This window comes from Agrobacterium sp. CCNWLW32 (genome assembly GCF_037083425.1).
GTDB lineage: Bacteria > Pseudomonadota > Alphaproteobacteria > Rhizobiales > Rhizobiaceae > Agrobacterium > Agrobacterium radiobacter.
On the sequence record NZ_JBAOJM010000024.1, the window covers coordinates 1 to 20,255 of the forward strand.

17 protein-coding genes and 3 pseudogenes are annotated in these 20,255 nt (G+C 58.4%); 19 read left to right on the forward strand and 1 reads right to left on the reverse strand.

The window, feature by feature from the left end; translation table 11 throughout:
• Positions 1 to 153: pseudogene (locus V6R85_RS25430) on the forward strand (MFS transporter); the annotation flags it as partial.
• Positions 154 to 305: 152 nt separating this feature from the next.
• On the opposite strand, the pseudogene V6R85_RS25435 reads toward V6R85_RS25430, so the two are convergent.
• Positions 306 to 639 (reverse strand): annotated as a pseudogene (locus tag V6R85_RS25435) (adenylate/guanylate cyclase domain-containing protein); the annotation flags it as partial.
• A gap of 333 nt (positions 640 to 972) precedes the next feature.
• Here V6R85_RS25435 and V6R85_RS25440 point away from each other — a divergent pair.
• The 18 genes and pseudogenes from V6R85_RS25440 to eutC all read left to right on the forward strand — a co-directional run bounded on the left by V6R85_RS25440 (position 973) and on the right by eutC (position 19,995).
• Positions 973 to 1,260, forward strand: coding sequence for a hypothetical protein (locus V6R85_RS25440; protein WP_003509678.1), 288 nt, complete (start codon positions 973 to 975; stop codon positions 1,258 to 1,260).
• Positions 1,261 to 1,350: 90 nt separating this feature from the next.
• Positions 1,351 to 1,602, forward strand: a pseudogene (locus V6R85_RS25445) (urea ABC transporter permease subunit UrtB); the annotation flags it as partial.
• A gap of 1 nt (position 1,603) precedes the next feature.
• Positions 1,604 to 2,743 (forward strand): urea ABC transporter permease subunit UrtC, encoded by a 1,140-nt coding sequence (gene urtC / locus V6R85_RS25450; protein WP_129566753.1) that lies wholly within the window; start codon positions 1,604 to 1,606, stop codon positions 2,741 to 2,743.
• A 1-nt stretch (position 2,744) separates the two neighbouring features.
• Positions 2,745 to 3,494, forward strand: coding sequence for an urea ABC transporter ATP-binding protein UrtD (gene urtD / locus V6R85_RS25455; protein ID WP_112958728.1), 750 nt, complete (start codon positions 2,745 to 2,747; stop codon positions 3,492 to 3,494).
• The gene (gene urtE, locus V6R85_RS25460; RefSeq protein ID WP_111785478.1) at positions 3,494 to 4,189 is read left to right on the forward strand and encodes an urea ABC transporter ATP-binding subunit UrtE; all 696 of its coding nucleotides are present in this window, start codon (positions 3,494 to 3,496) and stop codon (positions 4,187 to 4,189) included. The genes urtD and urtE overlap by 1 nt, the downstream gene beginning before the upstream one ends.
• Positions 4,190 to 4,214: 25 nt before the next feature.
• Positions 4,215 to 5,966 carry a nitrilase-related carbon-nitrogen hydrolase gene (locus V6R85_RS25465; protein WP_162724184.1) on the forward strand — a complete coding sequence of 584 codons (1,752 nt, stop codon included), beginning with the start codon at positions 4,215 to 4,217 and terminating at the stop codon, positions 5,964 to 5,966.
• 11 nt (positions 5,967 to 5,977) lie between these two features.
• On the forward strand, positions 5,978 to 7,132 hold the full coding sequence (locus V6R85_RS25470; RefSeq protein ID WP_060723842.1) for an iron-containing alcohol dehydrogenase: 1,155 nt from the start codon (positions 5,978 to 5,980) through the stop codon (positions 7,130 to 7,132).
• Between the two features lie 421 nt (positions 7,133 to 7,553).
• A complete protein-coding gene (locus V6R85_RS25475; RefSeq protein ID WP_112958729.1) occupies positions 7,554 to 9,137 on the forward strand; it encodes an ABC transporter substrate-binding protein in 1,584 nt (527 codons plus the stop codon).
• Positions 9,138 to 9,212: 75 nt separating this feature from the next.
• A complete protein-coding gene (locus V6R85_RS25480) occupies positions 9,213 to 10,193 on the forward strand; it encodes an ABC transporter permease (RefSeq protein WP_060723840.1) in 981 nt (326 codons plus the stop codon).
• A complete protein-coding gene (locus V6R85_RS25485; RefSeq protein ID WP_112958730.1) occupies positions 10,193 to 11,110 on the forward strand; it encodes an ABC transporter permease in 918 nt (305 codons plus the stop codon). Before V6R85_RS25480 ends, V6R85_RS25485 begins: the two co-directional genes overlap by 1 nt.
• Positions 11,110 to 12,948, forward strand: coding sequence for an ABC transporter ATP-binding protein (locus V6R85_RS25490; protein ID WP_003509649.1), 1,839 nt, complete (start codon positions 11,110 to 11,112; stop codon positions 12,946 to 12,948). The genes V6R85_RS25485 and V6R85_RS25490 overlap by 1 nt, the downstream gene beginning before the upstream one ends.
• Before the next feature lie 60 nt (positions 12,949 to 13,008).
• On the forward strand, positions 13,009 to 13,770 hold the full coding sequence (locus V6R85_RS25495; protein ID WP_003509648.1) for a DeoR/GlpR family DNA-binding transcription regulator: 762 nt from the start codon (positions 13,009 to 13,011) through the stop codon (positions 13,768 to 13,770).
• Positions 13,763 to 15,052 carry a Zn-dependent hydrolase gene (locus V6R85_RS25500; RefSeq protein ID WP_003509646.1) on the forward strand — a complete coding sequence of 430 codons (1,290 nt, stop codon included), beginning with the start codon at positions 13,763 to 13,765 and terminating at the stop codon, positions 15,050 to 15,052. Before V6R85_RS25495 ends, V6R85_RS25500 begins: the two co-directional genes overlap by 8 nt.
• Positions 15,049 to 16,014, forward strand: a complete 966-nt coding sequence (locus tag V6R85_RS25505; RefSeq protein ID WP_174055176.1) for a phosphotransferase family protein — start codon at positions 15,049 to 15,051, stop codon at positions 16,012 to 16,014. Before V6R85_RS25500 ends, V6R85_RS25505 begins: the two co-directional genes overlap by 4 nt.
• 49 nt (positions 16,015 to 16,063) lie before the next feature.
• Positions 16,064 to 16,999, forward strand: a complete 936-nt coding sequence (locus V6R85_RS25510; RefSeq protein ID WP_003509644.1) for a choline/ethanolamine kinase family protein — start codon at positions 16,064 to 16,066, stop codon at positions 16,997 to 16,999.
• Positions 16,999 to 17,787, forward strand: coding sequence for a histidinol-phosphatase (gene hisN, locus V6R85_RS25515; RefSeq protein WP_112488802.1), 789 nt, complete (start codon positions 16,999 to 17,001; stop codon positions 17,785 to 17,787). The genes V6R85_RS25510 and hisN overlap by 1 nt, the downstream gene beginning before the upstream one ends.
• 8 nt (positions 17,788 to 17,795) lie before the next feature.
• Entirely contained in the window at positions 17,796 to 19,187 is a 1,392-nt protein-coding gene (locus tag V6R85_RS25520) for an ethanolamine ammonia-lyase subunit EutB (protein WP_111785482.1), read from the forward strand.
• A gap of 1 nt (position 19,188) precedes the next feature.
• Positions 19,189 to 19,995: an ethanolamine ammonia-lyase subunit EutC gene (gene eutC, locus V6R85_RS25525; RefSeq protein WP_080868580.1), complete on the forward strand. Its 807-nt coding sequence runs from the start codon at positions 19,189 to 19,191 to the stop codon at positions 19,993 to 19,995.
• Positions 19,996 to 20,255 lie beyond the last annotated feature (260 nt).

The following is a 20,255-nucleotide window of genomic DNA, read 5'->3' on the forward strand; positions in this document are numbered from 1 at the left end:
CTGATGGTCGTTTCCTTTCAGGTGGCCATCAGTATCGGTGCGGTTTTCGGCGGCTATATCGTGGATTCCTACGGTGCCACTGCTCCGCTGGCGCTGACCGCGATCCTGGCTGCATCCACGGTCGCTCTGGCCTTGCTGCAGCGCCCCGATTGATCGCTGCCTTCCCGCCTCACATCATCTGGAGGCAAGGCGTCTGATCAAGCGCAATTGTGCTGGCGTTGCCTGACGCCAGCACACGGGTTTCCACGCTTGCCGTTACCGGCAGGCGGGTTCGTCGTGATCGCATTCGATGCGAGCAACCGTTATTAGTGCAGCCACTCGCAACGATAGGCGAGGACCGGCTCGGCAAAGCCTTTCAGCCTGTAACGATCCCCATGCACGAGGACATCGGCGCTGCCATATTCCTGCAGGGGTCTTGTCCGATATCAGGATCTGATCGCTCTCGGCGGCAGCGCAAAGCCTTGCGGCCAATTGCACGGTCGTGCCGAAGAAATCATTGCTGTCTTCGATTGGCTCACCACAATCCAGCCCGATGCGGATGTGGATGGGCTCGCCTTTATCGCTGTTATAGCGATGGAACTCGCGTTGGATATCAATGGCGCAATCCACGGCAAATGGCGTTGAGGAGAACACGGCCATGGTTATCGCCAAAGAGACCGGAGGCCTTTGATCAGCACTCCCAAACTACCGAATTGCTTCATTGCTAAACGAGCGGAACAGGTCCATTATGATTGTTCCAGCAGCCATATTACGGGCGCTGCTGTTTAAGGGTTGAATACCCTGGCCCCGACAAAGGAGGACGCCATGTCTTCCATATTTCACCAACCGACGAAACATAATCTCGCAACTGTGGCTGGCTACGTCTTGTCTGCGGCAAGCGTTGCGCTGATCGTCTACATCCTCTTCGGAGCATAGTTGCGAATAGCTGGCTGCAAATGCGCCGGTTCAACGCAACGGAAAGCGGTGTTCGAAATGATCGAAAGAACCACAGAGACCGAAATCACATTCATGCATCCGTTCCGTCTGGAAGCCCTTACGGAACCCCTGGGAGCGGGCACATATCGCCTGGTCGTAGACGAGGAATTGATAGAAGGCTTGAGCTTCACGGCATATCGCCGGGTGGCAACCCACCTTGAGATTCCCGCAATTTCCATCGCGGTGACCCGACGCCAGTTCCTGCAGGTATCATCAGCCGAGATCGATGAGGCATTGGCTCTTGATGGCGCAAGCGCGGACGTCAGCCCGCGTGTCGTTCCATAATTTCGCCATGCTCGAGGATTGCCGCATGGGTAATCCCGGCGAAAGGGGATCAGGCGCAGTTGCCTAGCCAAGGTCTGAGGCTGTGAGGATATGATGTCCGGCTTCAAGACTGTTTTCCCCGACATGGGCACAACGATGGTGGTCGACGGCTTCATGGTCGTGGTGACAGGCGGTGTCGGCAGCCTGTTCGGCACCGCCCTGTCTTCAGGGCTTCTCGGCGAGATCAATGCACTGGTGGCCATCGGCACGAACGACATTCTGGCGCGCGCGGTGGTTTTCGGGGTCGTCATCATTGTCATTCTCGTCAAGCCCAGCGGGCTGTTCTCGTTCAAGGGGCGCTAACATGAGCATCGAACGAAAATTGCAGATCGCCGCCTATGTCGTCTTCATCGCGCTGATCTTTGCAGCACCCGTTTTCGGCGACGAATTCTGGCTGAACCGTATCTCCAAGTATCTTGTCTATGGCATGCTCGGCGTCGCCATCGCGCTGACATGGGGATATGCGGGCATTCTCAATCTCGGCCAGGGGCTGTTCTTCGGTCTCGGCGCCTACATGCTCGCCATGTCGCTGAAGCTGTCCAGCGCGACCAGTCTGCAGCAGGGCTCCGAAAGGCCTGTTCCCGATTTCATGCTATGGAACGCCGAACCCGGCGCACCGACGGAACTATGCTGCATCAACAAGGGCTCTTTCCTCTGGCTTCCGTTTCAAAGTCAGACGGTGGGCCTCGTGCTCGGCATCGTGCTTCCCGTGATGATCGCCGGCGCACTCGGCATGCTGGTTTTCCGCAAACGCATCTCCGGTGTCTTCGTGTCGATCATCACGCTGGCACTCGTTCTGCTCGTGCGTCTCGTCATGGTCGATGCGCAACCGGTGACAAATGGCTTCAACGGCCTGACGGACCTCGGCTGGCTGACGATCGGCGGGATTGAATTCGACCCTTACAGCCGAGCGACCTATTATCTGTGTGCCATATGCCTGTCGCTGACGCTCATCGGAGCGCGTCTGGTGGTGGAGACCCGCGCGGGCATGATCCTGCAGGCGATCCGCGACGATCAGGTCCGCGCCCGTTATCTCGGCTTCGACGTCTCGCTCTACCAGATGTTCTTTTTTGCCATTTCGGCTGGGATCGCAGGTGTTGCCGGCATGCTTTACGTGGTCGTCGCGGAGTTTGCCTCGCCCACCTTCATGGACCTGTCTTTCTCGGTGACCATGGTCGTCTGGGCTGCCGTCGGCGGGCGCTCCTCCCTGCTCGGCGCCTGCATCGGCGCGATCCTGATCAACATGATCGAGGCCGAGGTGAGTGAAACCGAAGCGCTGGTGGAGGCGTGGAAAGCGATCATCGGCCTCATCTTCGTCCTCGTCGTCCTGTTCATGCCGCGTGGCCTCGGCGGCGTCGCGCATGATCTTCTGCGGCAGCTCGTCCGCCGCCTTAAGCCATCAGCGTCGTCTCCATCGTTACAGCAACAAAGCGAGGCATTGTGATATGAGTGCAATCGCATTGACCATCGACGGTCTCGGCGTCGATTTCGGCGGCTTCAGAGCCGTCAACAATGTCAGCATCACCGTCCATGATGGTGAGTTGCGGGTGTTGCTCGGCGCGAACGGCGCCGGCAAGACGACCCTGATGGATCTTATCAGCGGCAAGACCCGTAGCACGCAGGGCAAGGTCTTCGTTTACGATACCGACATCACCAACTGGCCCGAACACAGGATCGCCCGCGCCGGGATCGGCCGAAAATTCCAGATCCCCAGCATTTTCCGTGATCTCACCGTGCGACAGAATCTGGAAGTGGCCAATTGCCGCAATCCATCGGTGTTCGCCAATCTCCGGTTCGGGTTTTCGCGTGCGGAAGCAAACCGCGTCGATGAGGCGCTCGCGCTGACCGGCCTGGAAGCCGAGGCGGACTTGACCGCCGCCTATCTCAGCCATGGCCAGACGCAATGGTTGGAACTGGGCATGCTCATCGTGCAGGACCCCAAGGTCATCCTGCTGGACGAGCCGACGGCTGGCATGACCCAGGCGGAAACCCGCAAGACAGCTAACATCATCAAAAATCTCAAAGGCCGCCACACCATCCTCGTCGTTGAGCACGACATGGGTTTCGTGCGTGAAATCGCCGAGCGCATCACCGTCCTTCATCTGGGCGAGGTTCTGGCGGAAGGCAGCGTCGGCGATATCGAACACAATCCCAAAGTCCGTGAAGCCTATCTCGGTTCGAAAGGAATATCCTGATGCTGACCCTGAAAGACGTGCACAGCTATTACGGACGCAGCCACATTTTGCACGGCGTCACCCTCGATGTTCCAACCGGCAAGGTCACAAGTATTCTCGGTCGCAACGGTACCGGCAAGACCACCCTCTTGAAAACATTGATGGCGCTGACCGATCGCATGACGGGCGAGATGCATCTTCAGGGCAAGGACATCGGCGCATCCCCGACGCACAGGAGGGCGCGGGCCGGTATCGCCTACGTCCCCCAGGGCAGGGAGATTATCCCCGATTTTACCATCCGCGAAAACATCCTCATGGGCGCCTTTGCACGTGCGGATGGCAAACGCGAAATTCCAGCGCTGGTGCCGGAACTTTTCCCCTATCTGATGGCCAATCTGGACCGGCCCGGCGGCGTGCTTTCGGGCGGGCAGCAACAGCAGCTTGCCATCGCACGCGCGCTGGCCGCCGACCCGAAAGTACTGCTTCTCGATGAACCCAACGAAGGTATCCAGCCCTCCATCGTCGAGGAGATTGAAAAGATCATTATCCGGCTCAACCGGGAGATCGGCATGACGATCATCCTCGTCGAGCAAAACGTCGCATTTGCGCGCCAGGCGTCCCACCACTTCGCCATGCTCGAAAAAGGCGCCGTGGTTGCGACAGGCGCCATCGACATGCTCTCCGACGCACTCGTTCACCGCCATATGGCCGTCTGAAAAAGGCCGACCTTTCACAGAGACAATGGGAACAATCATGACATCCACACAGAGCTACACCGCCGCTACTATCCAGTTCGAACCGACCATGTTCGAAAAGGCGCGCAATATCAGCAGGCTGACGGCCCTTTGCGAGGAGGCCGCGCAGGCGGGGGCGCGCCTGATCGTCACGCCCGAAATGGGAACGACCGGCTATTGCTGGTTCGACAGGGCTGAGGTGAAACCTTTCGTCGAGACCGTCCCCGGGCCAACCACCGATATTTTCCATGCGATTGCCCGCAAGCACCGCTGCTATATCGTCGTCGGCATGCCGGAAGTCGATCCGGCGAGCGACCTCTATTACAACACAGCCGTTCTGATCGGTCCGGACGGCGTCGTTGGCCGGCACCGCAAGTCGCATCCGTATATCGCTGAGCCAAAGTGGGCTGCGAATGGCGATATCGTACATGAGGTGTTTGAAACGGAAATCGGCCGAATTTCGATGCTGGTCTGCATGGATCTGCACTTCTTCGAAACGGCGCGGCTGGAGGCCCTGGGCGGCGCCGACGTCATCTGCCACATTTCCAACTGGCTGCAGGAGCGCGCGCCCGCCCCCTACTGGATCAACCGCGCTTTCGAAAACGCCTGCTATGTCATCGAAAGCAACAGGTGGGGACTGGAGAGAACCGTGCAGTTCTCCGGAGGAAGCTGCGTGATCGAGCCTGATGGGACAGTTGCAGCAGCGATCGATACAGGCGACGGAATTGCCTATAGCCAGATCGATCTTGCCCGCGCGCGCCGTCGCGAAGTCCTGAGCGAACCGGTATTCGAGTCGCGCCGGCCCGAGCTTTACATGAACATGATGACCAACAGTTTCACCTGGAATCCGGGTGACTACTTCCGCCTCTACGGTTATCAGCCCATTCCGCCGGGGCGCAAATCGCGCGCAGCCGTTGCCCAGTTCGCCCCGTCCCCGGTGATAGCGGATAATATTGCCCAGATCACCGCGTTGGCCACCGAGGCAAAGGCGACCACAGCGCCAGATATTCTGGTTTTCCCGGAACTGTCGCTGACCGGGCTTGAGGCTCCCGGTTCCCGGGCGGAACCGCTTTCGGGCCCGACGGTCTCCGCCTTCGTGCGCCTGGCAATGAAGCTCGGTTTCTATCTCGTCGCAGGGTTTGCCGAAGCGGACGGAGACAAGGTCTACAACAGCGCGGTCCTTGCGGGTCCCGAGGGATTGGTGGGAAGCTATCGCAAGACGCATCTGGGCGTCGCCGATAGTTGGGCAACGGCGGGCGACGATTGGAAAATCTACGATCTCGCCATCGGACGGGTGGGTCTCGCGATCGGGCATGACGCGCTTTATCCGGAAGCTATCCGCTCGCTTTCGCTGATGGGCTGCGATCTGGTCGCCTGCCCTTCTGCAATCGCCGGAATATTCACCGGCAGCCATGCGGGCACCAAGATCCCGCACAACTATCCGATCCCCAAAGGGGCAGATCCTTTTCATTGGCATGCGCTACGGGTGCGCGGTGGCGAAAACAACGTCTATTTCGCCTTTGCCAATGTGCTGGACACAGAAAGGGGATATCTGGGCAAGAGCGCAGTCTTTGGGCCGGATTCCTTTGCCTTTCCCCGTCAGGAATCGCCCATTCTCGATGAGCAGGGGATCGCCGCTGCTGTCGTCGATACCACCAATCTCGACACGCCCTATCCGACAAACATCGTCAGGCGAAAGGACCTTGTCGTCATGCGTCAGCCGCATCATTATCAGCCTCTGGTCAAATGGCACCAGTGAAAGGCGGCCCGATGTCCTCATTCACCTTCACAACCGTCCCGCAGATCATCGCGGGACCGGGCTCCATCGCACGGATTTCGGAGCTTCGCGCCCTGCTCGGGTCGCGGGTTCTGGTGGTTTCGGACGACGGGGTCGTGAAGGCGGGGCTCGCTCAGCCGGCCCTCGCCCACCTTGCGGAAACCGGCGCTGAAACGTCAATCTTCGCCGGCGTTATCGCCGACCCACCGGAAGCCATCATTCACGCCGCCCTGGCGCAGGCGATCGAATTTGGCGTTACAGGTGTGCTGGGCATCGGCGGCGGCTCATCACTCGATGTCGCCAAGCTCGTCGCCCTTCTCGCCAGAAGTGGCGAAGCACTTGAGGATATTTACGGCGTTGGCAAGGTGACGGGTGGCCGTCTGCCGCTGGTGCTTGTGCCGACAACAGCGGGGACCGGATCAGAAGTCACGCCCATTTCCATCGTTACCACCGGCGCAGATCAAAAACAGGGGGTTGTATCACCGGTCCTGCTGCCGGACGCCGCTGTTCTGGACGCGAACCTGACGATCGGTCTTCCGCCGGCTGTGACCGCAGCGACGGGGATTGACGCGATGGTCCACGCCATAGAAGCGTTTACGTCCGCCAGTGCAAACAACAATGTGGTTTCCCGCGTTCTTGCAAAGGAAGCCCTCCGTCTTCTCGGGGCAAACATCACAATTGCGGTTGAGAACGGAGCCGATCTCGCCGCCAGACAGTCGATGTTGCTAGGGTCAATGTTGGCCGGGCAGGCCTTTGCCAATTCGCCCGTCGCGGCCGTACATGCTCTCGCCTATCCGATCGGCGGCCGCTACCACGTTCCCCACGGCCTTTCCAACAGCCTGGTACTGCCGCACGTGTTGCGCTTCAATGCACCAGCGTGCGGCGATTCTTATGCGGAACTGGCGCCGTACCTTTTTGCGCATCTCCAATCTGCCGACCAGATGGAGCGTCTATCCGGATTCATCGAAGGACTCGCGATGCTGCCCGCGCGCCTTAATCTTCCTGTACGGCTGAGGGATGTCGGAATTCCAAAGGAGGGAATTCCTCTGCTGGCTGAAAACGCAATGGAGCAGACCCGCCTGCTGGTCAACAATCCGCGCGAGATGTCGCTATCGGATGTTGCCGGCATCTACGAGGATGCTTGGTAACACCGCTAAACGCCACCGTAACCCGCACAAAAATCTGCATGCAGCAAGACGTGCTGCTCGGCATTGCCCCGAAAACTGCCTGTTCGCTTTGAATAGGGCCTGTATAAAAACGAAGTCTTCACCCAAGCTCCAGAAGCACCCCCGCCTGCAGGCGCCGGTGATCTTTGTCCCGCGCGCCGTCTGGCAACGGGCAGCAAGGATCAGTGTCTCTAAAGGGGAACAGCCACGCTAGCGCTTTCAGCGGTCGCGCCTGTCGACTAATTCTTTCTCAATCGACCAATAAATGGTCAAATCCCACAAATCACACTGACCACAAGCTGGGTTTTGACGGAAAAATCGAATTGGCACGCCTTTTGCTTATGACTGATTTGACCGTTTTGACTGATTTGACGGTTTGCTCAAAATAGAAAAGGGGAACTCAATGGGTTCAGAATTCAGTCGCCGCCGCTTCCTTCAAGGCTCTGTTGGCGCCGCCGCTGTCGCCGGCTATATGCAGATTAATCCTGATTTCTTCATTTCGTCGGCTTTTGCACAGGCCGGCAAGACAATGACCTTCCTGTCGGCCGAAAACATCACCGGCAACTGGGACCCCACCGCTCACACCACGCTGTCGCAGAAGAACATCGAAGGCTTCGTGATGGGTTTCCTGACCCGCACGCCGATGAAGCTCGACGACCCGGGTGCGGTCGTCTACGAGCTGGCAACCGACATCAAGCTGCTTGATCCCCACCGCCTGCAGATCAAACTGCGCGACGGCATCGTCTTTCATGACGGCAAACCCTTCAAGGCGGAAGACGTCAAGGCAACCTTTGAATACGGCTCACGGGCAGATCGTCCGGCACAGTGGTATCCCGGCCCCACCGAAACCCTGAGCATCGAAACACCCGATGATTTCACCGTCATCGTCGATACATCGAAGGGCGGTTATCCGGCCCACCTTTTCATCTTCCTCGCATCCTTCCTGCCGATCATGTCGGCCAAGGATATCGCCGGCGGCCCCGGTGGTCCGCTCTCGCAGCGGCTCAACGGCACCGGCCCGTTCAAGTTTGTAGAACAGCGCGGCAACGACACCGTGATGGCGGCGTATGACGGGTATTTCAAAGGCAAACCCGCCATTCCCGGTATCAATTTCACCTTCACCGGCGACTCTACCACCCGGATGCTGTCGTTGATGAATGGTCAGGCTTCGATTGTCGAACGGCTTGAGCCCGAACAGGTGGATTCGATCAAGGACAATCCGGCAATATTCATCAACAAGGTCGTTTCGGTCGAAAACAAGTATCTGTGGTTCCGCTGCTCGAAAGCACCTTTTGACGATCCGCGTATCCGTCTGGCCGCCTGCCATTCGATCGATCGGGACATGATCATGGAGCTGATGGGTTCGGCGGGCCACGCCTCATCCAACTTCGTATCGCCGGTCAAGTTCGGCTATGTCGACCTGCCCGACTACCCGAAATTCGACCCGGAAAAGGCACAGGCCCTGCTCGCCGAAGCCGGTTTCCCGAACGGCAAAGGGCTACCGCCGCTCGAATACATTACCTCTGTCGGTTTTTACCCGAAGACCAAGGAATATGGCGAGATGATCACGGCCATGTTGCAGGAGCAGGGCTTCAACGTCAGCCTAACCGTCCTTGAGCCCGCAGCCTGGAACGAGCAGCTTTATCATCGGCCCGGCGGCGGCCCGGGGCACATGGTCGATTGCGGCTGGTCGACGGCCTCTCCGGAACCGGACCTCGTGCTGCGCACCCATTTCCACTCCACTTCTCACCGCATCTGCGGCATCGAGGATAAGGATATCGATGCCAGTCTCGACAAGGAGCGTTCGGCACCAACTTTGGAGGAACGCAAGAAAATCCTTCAGGAGGAAACCATGCCGCTCATAGCCTCAAAAATGCCGGCGCTTTCCTTGTTCACCTCGGTAATGATCCACGCCATGCAGAAGGACTTTGAAGGCATGTACATCTATCCGGACGGATCGATCGACGCCGCCAAACCAGCTGCCTGACGGCATTCATGTGCACGCCACCTTTCCTGAGGGGGCGTGCAGACTTTCACGTGAGTTTCCGAGCGGAGTGGCTGAATGTTTGCCGTGAACTTCCTGGTGCGGCGCCTTTTCCAAGGCGTCATCATCATATTCCTCGTCTCCCTGCTGATCTTCACCCTGTTGCGGGTGGTGCCGGGAGATCCGGTGCGCCTCATGGCGGGCGGCATGGCGCCCGAGGCGCTGATTGAGAAGATCGCGACTGATATGGGCCTGCGCGATCCCATCCCCGTGCAATTCGGCCGGTATATGAGCGGCGTCGTTCGCGGCGATCTCGGTCAATCCTTCGTGCGCCCGGCGAACGGCGCGTCGACAGGTGGAGCCACATTCAACGACACGACCCGCGGCGAGCGCGCAAAGGTCTTCGACCTGATTTTCGACGCCCTGCCAATGACGCTCCAGCTTGCTGCCGTTACACTGGTGATCGCGCTGATCTTTTCGGCGATCGTCGGCATTGCCGGTGGACTGTCGATCGGCAGATGGCCCGACAAGCTGGCATTCTACATTTCCTCGGTCTTCATCTCACTGCCGAATTTCTGGCTCGGCATCGTTCTGGCACTGCTCTTCTCAGTCAAGCTCGGCTGGTTGCCAGCGATCGGCTATCAGGGCTTTGCCTATACGATACTGCCTGCCATCGTACTGGCGGTCGAATTGTCGCCGGTCCTGATCCGCACGCTGGTCAGTTCCGTGTCGGGGCAGATGATGGAGCCCTATGTTTCGGTCGGACGCGTGCGTGGCCTGAGCCAGGCTCGGATCATTTCCAACCACGCGCTGCGCAATGCCTCGGTACCGTTGCTCAATCTGCTCGGCGTGCAGTTCTCGGGCCTTCTCGGCGGCGTCATTATCGTCGAATACATCTTTGATTATCCAGGACTGGGTCTTCTCACCATCAACGCCGTGCTGCAGCGCGACTTCCCCCTGATCCAGGGCATTGCCATCGTCACCAGTGCAATTTTTGTCCTGATCAACATCATTGTCGATCTCGTCGCAACCACCATCGATCCGAGGCTTGAATATTGATGTCCATCACATCGGCACTCAACACCCCGCTCATATCGAAGGCCGCAGGCCGCTCGATTGCACGGCGCATCTTTGACCGCGCCGCCTCAACGCCCGGTTTTCGCATCGGCCTTGCAATCTTCCTCCTGCTTGCGATCGCAGCCGCTCTTTATCCTGAAATCAGCGGTATCGACCCCACCAAGATGGATGTGAAGGCGCGCCTCCTGCCACCGCTTTTCATCGGAGACAACTGGAGCTGGGTCCATCCGCTCGGCACTGACCAGATCGGCCGCGACATGCTGGTTCGCTCGCTTGTCGGCCTGCGCTATTCTTTCCTGATCGGCATCGCCTCTGTTGCCGTGACGCTCATCATTGGTTGCGCCCTCGGAACCATCGCCGGATATTTCGGCGGCCGCATAGACATGCTGATCATGCGTCTTACAGACGCGCAGCTTTCAATACCGATGATCATTCTGGCGATCGCCGTCCTTGGTGTCTCACGCCCGACAATTCCCGCTATCGTTCTTGTCCTCGGCCTGTCGAGCTGGCCGGTCTACGCGCGCATCATGCGCAGTATCGTGATGACGGAGAGACAACGGGAATACGTGCGCGCAGCAAGGCTGGGTGGCTCGACCGATGCTCGCATAATCATCGGCTTGCTTCTGCCGCTGCTGCTCCCGCCGGTGATCTTCACCTCCGTGCTCGATGTGGCCCGAATGATGATTTTTGAATCGACCCTCGGATTCCTCGGCCTGGGCGTCCAGCCGCCGACCCCGACCTTCGGCAATATCATCGCGGATGGCCGGAAGTATCTTCTCAATGCCTGGTGGATCGCCACCATGCCCGGCGTGTTCCTTGGCCTGACATTGACCAGCATCAATCTTATCGGTGCGTCGCTGGAGCGCGCCCGAAACACCATTCACGGAGGGTCAGAGTGATGAACCAGCCGCTTCTCCAACTCACGAATGTCACTGTTACCGCTCGACGTGGGGTCGAGGCGAAGATCATCCTTGATGATATTTCTTTCAGCATTGCGCCGCGCGAGATCGTTGGCGTCGTTGGTGCCAGCGGTGCTGGTAAAACGGTCTTGTCAAAAGCCGTCGTCAACTGGCTGGAAGCGCCGCTCGCCCTGCAATCCGGAAGCGTGCTCTTCGAAGGAAAGGATATTTACGGCATCACTGAGAGCGAGATGCGCGTCCTGCGCCGGCGTGTCGCCTATGTTGGCTCCAACCCGATGGGCGCCCTCGATCCAACCTTGCCAGTTGGTTCTCAAATCGTGGAGAAGCTGCGTGCCGTCGTGCCAGGCACCTCCCGGCAGGAAGCGGAAAAGAGAACAATCGAGTTGCTTGAGGCGGTCCGCATTCCATCTGCCCGCAGCCGTTTCAGCGATTACCCCTCGCAATTCTCCGGTGGCATGATGCAGCGCGCCCTGATCGTCGATGCTCTGGTTACCAATCCTGCGCTTCTCATCGCCGACAATGTGACTCAACCGCTCGACGTCACCGTTGCCGCTCAAGTCATCCGTCTGATGAAGGAACTGACTTCGAGCTTCGACACGGCCGTCTTGTTCGTCTCCTCTTCCCTGCCGGTTGCCCGGGAAGCCTGTGACAGGATGCTGGTGATGGAGGAAGGCCGCATCATCGAGGAGCAGGAGACCGAGCGGCTGATTGCGTCGCCTGCCCACGCCTACACGAAGGACCTTGTCCAGCAGACGCCGAAGATCTGGATCGAGAAAAGCGAAATCCCGCGCCTGAACGACAAGCGCGAAACAGTCTTGAGTTTGCGCGACGCATCGCAAATCTACAAGGTTAGAAAGAAAACCGGCTTTGGCGGTTTCAATCACGTGCGGGCCGTCAGAAATGTCACCTTCGATGTGCGCCGTGGCGATAGCTTTGCAATTGTCGGTGAGTCCGGCTGCGGCAAATCCACACTGATGCGGCTTCTCAGCCGGTTGGAATTGCCAAGTTCCGGCCAGGTCCTGTGCGGTGACAATGATATCGCAACCCTTAGCGGAAAGGACCTTCTTTCCTTCCGCAAGAAGCTGCAGATGGTTCTGCAGGATCCGTTCGGCTCGCTTCCGCCACGCACATCTGTGGGCAGGATGCTGGAAGGCCCGCTTCGCACTCATGGATGGAGAGACGGCGCCAAGATTCGCGAACGCGTACTCAAGGTGATGGGCGAAGTCGGCCTGTCCTCCGATCTCTATGAAGAGCTGCCGATAGGGCTGAGCGCCGGCCAGCGCCAGCGGATCAATGTCGCGCGGGCGCTCGTTCTGGAGCCGGAAATTCTCATTATGGACGAGACGTTGTCTGCGCTCGACCAGACGGAACAATTCAAGCTGCTCGATCTTTTCCAGAAACTGCAGAAAGAATACGACCTCACCTACATCTTCATCTCCCACGACCTCGCGATGGTCCGCAAGGTTTGCAACCGTGTCGCTGTGATGTACCTCGGCGAGGTCTTCGAACTGGCCGACAATGAGCGGTTGTTCTTCGATCCTGGCCATCCCTATACCATGGCGCTTCTAAGCGCGATGCCGACGCTTGAGGAACGCCGTTACCAGCCGGAAGATTGCCTTCTCGAAGGCGAGCCGCCAAGCCCGATCAATATTCCCACCGGTTGCAGCTTCAAGTCGCGCTGTCCGCGTGCGATGGAGAAATGTGGCAGCCTTCAGCCTGTTCTGACTGTGCGAGGCAGCCAGGATTTCGCCGCCTGCCATCTTGTTCAGTCAGTCGCTGGCGGTGATACGCAGACACCTCAAATGGCTTCGGCCTGAACGTGGTCGCGGTCCCAGCAAGGGGATCCCGGCAGTCGCTAGCATTCAAGGTACATTTTCATGAGTTTCACGGAACATCGCCTCAAGCTTATCCTCGACACGCTGAAACAGACCCAGCGCGTCAACGTGAAGGAACTCGCCGATCATCTGCAGGTCAGCCAGGAATCAATCCGGCGTGACCTGAAGGAGCTTGAATCACGCGGTTATGCCCGCCGGGTCTATGGCGGAGCAGTTCTCGACCAGCAGGAAAGCGACCAGCCCTTTACCGAGCGTCTGCGCGTCGCATCTCGGGAAAAGGCAAGGATCGGGGAGGCAGCGGCGGCCTTGGTCGAGGACGGGATGAAGGTGTTCATCGACACCGGTACGACCACCCTTGCCTGCCTGAAACATCTCGAGAACCGCAAGGATATCACCGTCGTCAGCAATTCTCTCGCCGTCGCTGCCCATTTCTTCCACCTGCCGCAGGCAAGTGTTCGCGTGCTCGGGGGGCGGATGCGGCCCGAATACCAGGCGACTTACGGACATGAAACCGTGGCAGCTCTGAAAGAGCACTTCTTCGACCTGGCCATCATCGCCATCAGCGCCATCCATTCTGATCGAGGCTTCATGGACTTCGGCGAAGACGAGGCCGTTTTGCGCCGCGTAGCCAAGGCGCAGGCCAAGCGCTCGGTGGTCGTTGCCGACAGCTCGAAATTTGGCCGTCTTGGCTCCATTCACACCTTTGGCCTCAACGGAATCGATGCCGTCGTAACCAGTGGCGTGATGGCCCGGGAATTCTCGGAACAATTCAATCAATCAAATGTGGAAATCATACATGCCTGACGTTCTCTCCTCTCCTGCCCCGATCAATCCCCAGCGTCTTCAGTCGCTGATGGAGGCCGTGTCCACCTTCGGCGGTGGTCCTGATGGATCGATGACCCGCCTTACGCTTTCCAGAGAAGACGGCATGGCACGCGACTGGCTGGGCCGATGGTTTGCCGACAACGGTTTCACGCAGTCCATCGACGCAATTGGCAACCAGTTCGGCAAGATGACGCTGGCTGGCGCCAACGCTCCGGTGATCATGGTCGGATCTCACATTGACAGTCAACCGAACGGCGGGCGCTTCGACGGCGCGCTTGGCGTCATCGCGGGCTGTGAAGCCGTTCTCGCGGTGACCGAGCGCCTCAAGGCTGAGGGCCGAATTTCCGCCTGCAACTTTCAGATCGTCAACTGGACCAATGAAGAAGGCGCACGTTTCCAGCCGAGCCTTCTGGGCAGCAGTGTCTTTGCCGGGGCAGCGGAACTTGAATGGGCGCTTGACAGGGCTGACGGCGACGGCGTCACGGTGCGCCAATCGCTGGAAGAGATCGGTTATGCGGGAAGAGACAAGGTCGAGATCCCCGACGCCCTGATTGAACTGCATATCGAGGGAGACACCTCTCTCAGTAACGCCGGCGAGCGGTTCGGTATATTCACACGCTTCTGGGGCGCTATAAAATATCGCTTGGCCTTCCTGGGCCGTCAGGCCCACACGGGCGCCACTCCGATGGCAGACCGGAAGGATGCGTTGCTCGCCGCGGCCTATCTGATCGCCGACCTTAAACAAATCTCGACCGAGCATGGCCTCGACTTGCACACCTCGGTCGGCCGACTGGAAGTCTTTCCCAATTCACCCAACGTGGTGCCAGCCGAAGCAGTGCTGTTCATTGAATTGCGTTCAGGCTCGCCGGAGGTTCTGGCGGAAGCTGAGCGCAAGATGAAAATCAAGATCGACGAGGCCGCGCTGAAGGCCGGAGTAACCTCCGAAGTGCGCGCAATCGACCGCCGCAAGGCCGGGAACTTCGCGCCGGGGCTGATTGCTCTGGCTGAAAGTGCGGCAGCGAATCTTGGGTTGAGCGCTCGCCACCTCGATACGATCGGCGGCCATGACTCAGTTGCGATGTCAGCGGTTTGCCCGGCAGTGGTGCTTGCAGTGCACAGCCGTGATGGCGTCATTCATCATCCAACCGAATATACCTCCCCGGAAGACCAGGCCATTGGCACGCAGATTCTTGCCGACATGCTCTACAGGATCGCCTGCGAAGGCCTGCAGGCCGCAGAACTCGTCGAGGCTGCCGAATGAAGATAGTGGGCTCACCGCAAAACCCGTTGGAAGAACGCGCGGAAAATGCGCTTCTTGCATTTTCTGCCGTGGTCGGAGCCAGACCAGCCTACGCTCTGTCAACTGCAGGGGTCGCATCACCGTCATACCACGCCGTCGAGTCGAGCGGCTTTTCAGTGGCAAGCGCAGAAGGGGAAGCGCGCTATTTCCTGCGCCTTGGTGCTGATGAAGTCGCCGACCTCGTCGATGATGAGGTGGCTTTTGCTGCCGGAACCCGTTTTCACAAGCTCGGCTTCTCACCGGAGCCTATCGTCTACGATAGCAGGACCCGTGCGACGCTGTTTTGCCGACTTGCAGACGGCTGGCGGACGGCCAAGATCGATGACCTTATGCAGCCGGCAAGGGCTGCCAGACTGATTGAGATGCAGAAGACAATCGCAGCCGGTGTTCCCGTCGGTCACAGATGGTCGGTTTTCGACGGGATCGACGAGCTATGGTCGATCGTCTCCGCTGGCGATGCCGATCTGCCCGGCGATGCTGAGTGGATGCTGTCCTGGATGAGGCCAATCCGCGAGGCCGTTGCGGCCGCAGGCTTCGATGTGAAACCGGCCCACGGTGATCCGCAGGCTTCGAATGTCATGCTTGGCCCCAACGAGTCTTTGCAACTCGTCGATTTCGACATGGCCGCTGATATCGACCCCTATTATCAGCTCGGCGTGCAGATGAACGAACTTTACCAGTTCGAAAGCCAGATGAAGCCGCTGCTCGAGATGCATGATGGCGCGTTCACCGAAAAGGCGTTCAGTCGCTGCCGTGTCTATGCCGCGGCGGACGATCTCTATTGGGCCTTGCGCAGCCTCGTGCTGGAGCTTCGGTCACCACCAAGGGGTGTCGAATTCCTGAAATATGCGGGCTGGCGTTTTCTGCGTTGCCGAATGCTGCTTGGCCAGCCGGACTTCGAAAGCAAACTCCGCGCGCTTTAAGCGCAGCGATAATAACCACGGGCTAAAAAACGATAATGGGAACAAGCCTATGAACGAATTGGGAATGGCACGATCCGATGCCGAACGGGCGCTGGAAGCCGCGATCATCCAGGTGAAACCCTGGAAAGGCAGGCGACTGCGCTACCGTCCGGTCTCCGGAGGCATCAGCAACACCAATTTTCGCATCGAGGTCGAAGGTGATGACCTCGGATATTTCCTGAAAATTCCCGGCCGCGGCACGGAGATGTTCATCGACCGAAAGGCGGCGGCGGCGGCGAGCAAGCAGGCCGAGGCGATCGGCGTCGGGCCGAAGACGTTCGATTACCTCGATCACCTCGATATAGAGATCGCGGAGTTTATCGACGGCCGCCGCGCGTCGACCCATAAGGATTTTGCAGATCCGGCGATCAGAAACGAGGCGGTGCGTGTGTACCGGCAGTTTCACGACGCCCCTGCCCTGCCACTGACAAAAACCGTCTTCGACATGATCGAAGAGCATTTTGATCAGGTGCGGGTACTTGGCGGCCACTGGCCGCTCGACCATGACTGGCTGTTCCGGTCCTATAAGCAGGCGCGTGCAGCACTTGAGGCTTCCGGGCTTGATCTCGTTCCGTGCTTCAACGATCCAATGCCGGGAAACTTCCTGATCGGCGACGACAAGTCGATCAAGCTCATCGATTTCGAATATGCCTCGAACAATGAACGCCTCTACGATCTGGCGATCTGGAGCGGCGAAATGTTCTATTCCGAGGACGTCGACTGCGAAATCATCGAGGAGTATTTCGGCTTTTACAACAAGGCATGTCACGCCCGCTTCATCGTGCATAAGGCGCTGGCCGACATCAAGTGGAGCACCTGGGCGATGGTGCAGAACAGGATTTCGACACTTGATTTCGACTTCTACAAATACGGGATATGGAAACACATGCGCGCCCGCTCGATCATCCATGATCCCCGCTGGCCTCTTTTCCTGAAAGCGCTCTGATGACCAACAACGATATCCACCTGCAAGATACCGCGCCTTACATCGCCTTTGCCGAAGCGCTCGCCGACGCCGCACGCCCGCTGGCGCTTTCCTATTTCAGGACTCCATTGGACGTGATCTCAAAACTCGATGACAGCCCGGTCACGATCGCCGACCGCGCAATTGAGAAACATCTTCGCGCGATGATCGAGGCGCGTTTTCCAGAACACGGTATTTATGGCGAGGAGTTTGGCGTCAAGCAAGGCGACGACTTTACATGGGTGCTAGACCCGATCGACGGCACAAAGAGCTTTATCACCGGCTTTCCTCTGTTTGGCACGCTCATTTCACTAGCCTATCAGGGAAAACCATACTGTGGCGTAATCGATATTCCCGCAACCGGCGAGCGGTGGCTGGGGCGGCCGGGAAAAACGGTATTTGCTGGAACGCCCGCACGAACCAGCAGCAATGAAAGCCTTTCTGACGCCCGCTTCTATACGACCTCACCCGACATGTTCGAAGGTGCCGAGACTGATTGCTTCGAGCGCCTTTCCAGAGCAACGAAGCTGAGACGCTTCGGAGGTGATTGCTACATTTATGGCCTTCTTGCATCTGGGCATTGTGAGATCGCGCTCGAAACGGGTCTGCAGCCCTATGACTACATGGCGCTCGTGCCGATCGTGACGGGCGCCGGCGGCTCAATCACCGACTGGCAGGGCAACGCGCTGTCATTTCATTCGGATGGACGGGTTTTGGCGTCGGCTAACACAAAGCTCCACGACAAAGCCCTGACACTCCTCAACCGGTAATCCATTCCATGCCCTACACTACGACGATCGAGAAAACTGTATTCCGTTTTGATAACCTGAAAGTTCTCATGGCGAAGGCAACGCCAGAGCGCTCCGGTGACCAACTGGCAGGAATCGCCGCCGAAGGTCCGGTCGAGAGGCTTGCTGCACAAATGGCGCTGGCCGATCTGCCGCTCAAGGCATTCCTGGGCGAAGAACTGATTTCGTCCGATGAGGACGAGGTGTCACGGCTGATTGCTGAACGGCATGATGCGGCGGCGTTTGCGCCGGTCTCCTCGCTCACCGTAGGCGAATTCCGCGAGTGGCTGCTGAGACCCGAGACGACGCAGGATCAGCTTGAGGCGGTGACGTGGGGCCTGACGCCGGAAATGGTCGCCGCGGTGTCGAAAATCATGCGGCTACAGGATATGATCGCAGTTTCGGCCAAGCGCCGTGTCGTGACGCGTTTCCGAAACACCTTGGGGCTCGCCGGCCGACTTTCCACACGGAATCAGCCAAATCATCCAACAGATGACAGCCGCGGCATCATCGCCTCTGCGATCGACGGTCTCCTCATGGGGTCCGGCGATGCCGTGATTGGTGTCAATCCCGCAACCGATGCAACGGATGATTACATTCGCATCGTCTCGCTGCTTGACGAATTGCGGGAAAAACTGGCTATCCCCACTCAGACCTGCTGCCTTGGACATGTCACAACAGCGATGCAGGCAATGGAAAGATCCGCGCCTGTCGACCTTGTCTTCCAGTCTGTGGCCGGTTCAGAAAAGGCCAATCGCGGTTTTGGCATCGATCTGGCGCTCCTTAAGGAAGCGCATGAAGCGGCACGATCGCTCAAACGCAGCCCACCCGAAGCAAACGTCATGTATTTTGAAACAGGTCAGGGAGCGGCTCTTTCCGCCGACGCCCATTTCGGCGTCGACCAGCAGACGATGGAGACGCGCGCCTATGCGGTTGCCCGCGAGTTCGACCCGCTGCTCGTCAACACGGTCGTCGGCTTCATCGGACCGGAGTATCTCTTCAACGGCAAGCAGATCATCCGAGCCGGCATTGAAGACCATTTCTGCGGAAAGCTCCTCGGCCTGCCGATGGGTGTGGACGTTTGCTATACAAATCACGCCGACGCTGATCAGGAGGATATGGATACGCTGCTTACCCTGCTTTGCGCGGCCAACGTCAACTTCGTCATCACAGTTCCCGGCGCTGACGACATCATGCTGAACTACCAGTCTCTTTCCCATCACGATGCCGTCTATTGCCGCGAGACTCTGAAGCGGCCACCCGCACCGGAATTCGAGAAATGGCTGTTTGAGATTGGACTGACTGATCGCCACGGGGCGCTGGTTGGTGAGCCTATTGCGCTGTCCAATTATGTCCGAAACAGCGAACTGATGGGAGCCTGATATGGTAAAAATGCTCAAACCAGCAGCCAGCGATAAAACTCTGGGCCTCAAGGACATGACCGATGCGCGTGTTTCGCTCGGCCGCCATGGCGCGGGCCTTCCGACGCGCGCGCAGCTCGCCTTTCTTCTCGACCACGCGCGGGCGCGTGAAGCAGTCTGGACAAGCATCGACCGGTCCTCGCTGGCGGATAGGCTCGCTCGCCTTGGCCTTTCTGTTGTCAATGTTGAGAGCATGGCACGTGACCGCAACATCTATGTGCGGCGGCCTGATCTCGGACGGCAGCTTTCGGAAGAATCTGCGGCACTGCTGAAACATAAAAGGACGATCGAGGGTTATGATGTCGCAATCATCGTTGCGGACGGCCTCTCGTCCAGCGCAGTTGACCTTAATGCGGTGCCTTTGATCGAGGCGCTTGTGCCGAGGCTGGCATCTCTCAACCTTTCGGCCGCGTCAATTGTCCTCGCTAACCAAGCGCGCGTCGCGGTTGGCGATCCCGTCGGTGAGGCGTTAGGTGCAAAATTAACGATCGTGCTTGTGGGCGAACGTCCGGGACTTTCAGCTGCCGACAGTCTCGGTGCCTATATCACTTATGGCCCGAGGTCTGGAAACCCGGATTCCAGCCGCAACTGTGTCTCCAATATAAGGGATGGCGGCTTGCCGATCCATGAAGCTGCAGAGATTATTACCGCCCTTACGCGAGATATGATGAGCACCCGCGTCAGTGGTGTAGGTCTCAAGGCTGCGATCGCGGGGCTCCTTAAAAACCAGAACGGTTCCGCGCCGCCCAAAGAGCTAGTACTCGTTTGAAGCCCTGAGATTGCGAAGCCCTATTGAACCTGGCGTTTGCAATGGATTCCAAGGGATTTTCTCTGGAGGGTGGTAATGCTCCAGAGCTGTATAGGACAAGGCCCTGTGTATCTCAGGGCTTTCTTTCGCGTTGTAGCCGTTCCCGCCACTGGGCGTCCCCCAACCTTCGCTCAGTTGCCTGAAACTCCGTCGAACCAACAGAAATTAAGGCCGTTGCATTTTCACGGAACTCGTCATTTGATACCTGTCCGACGCGGATT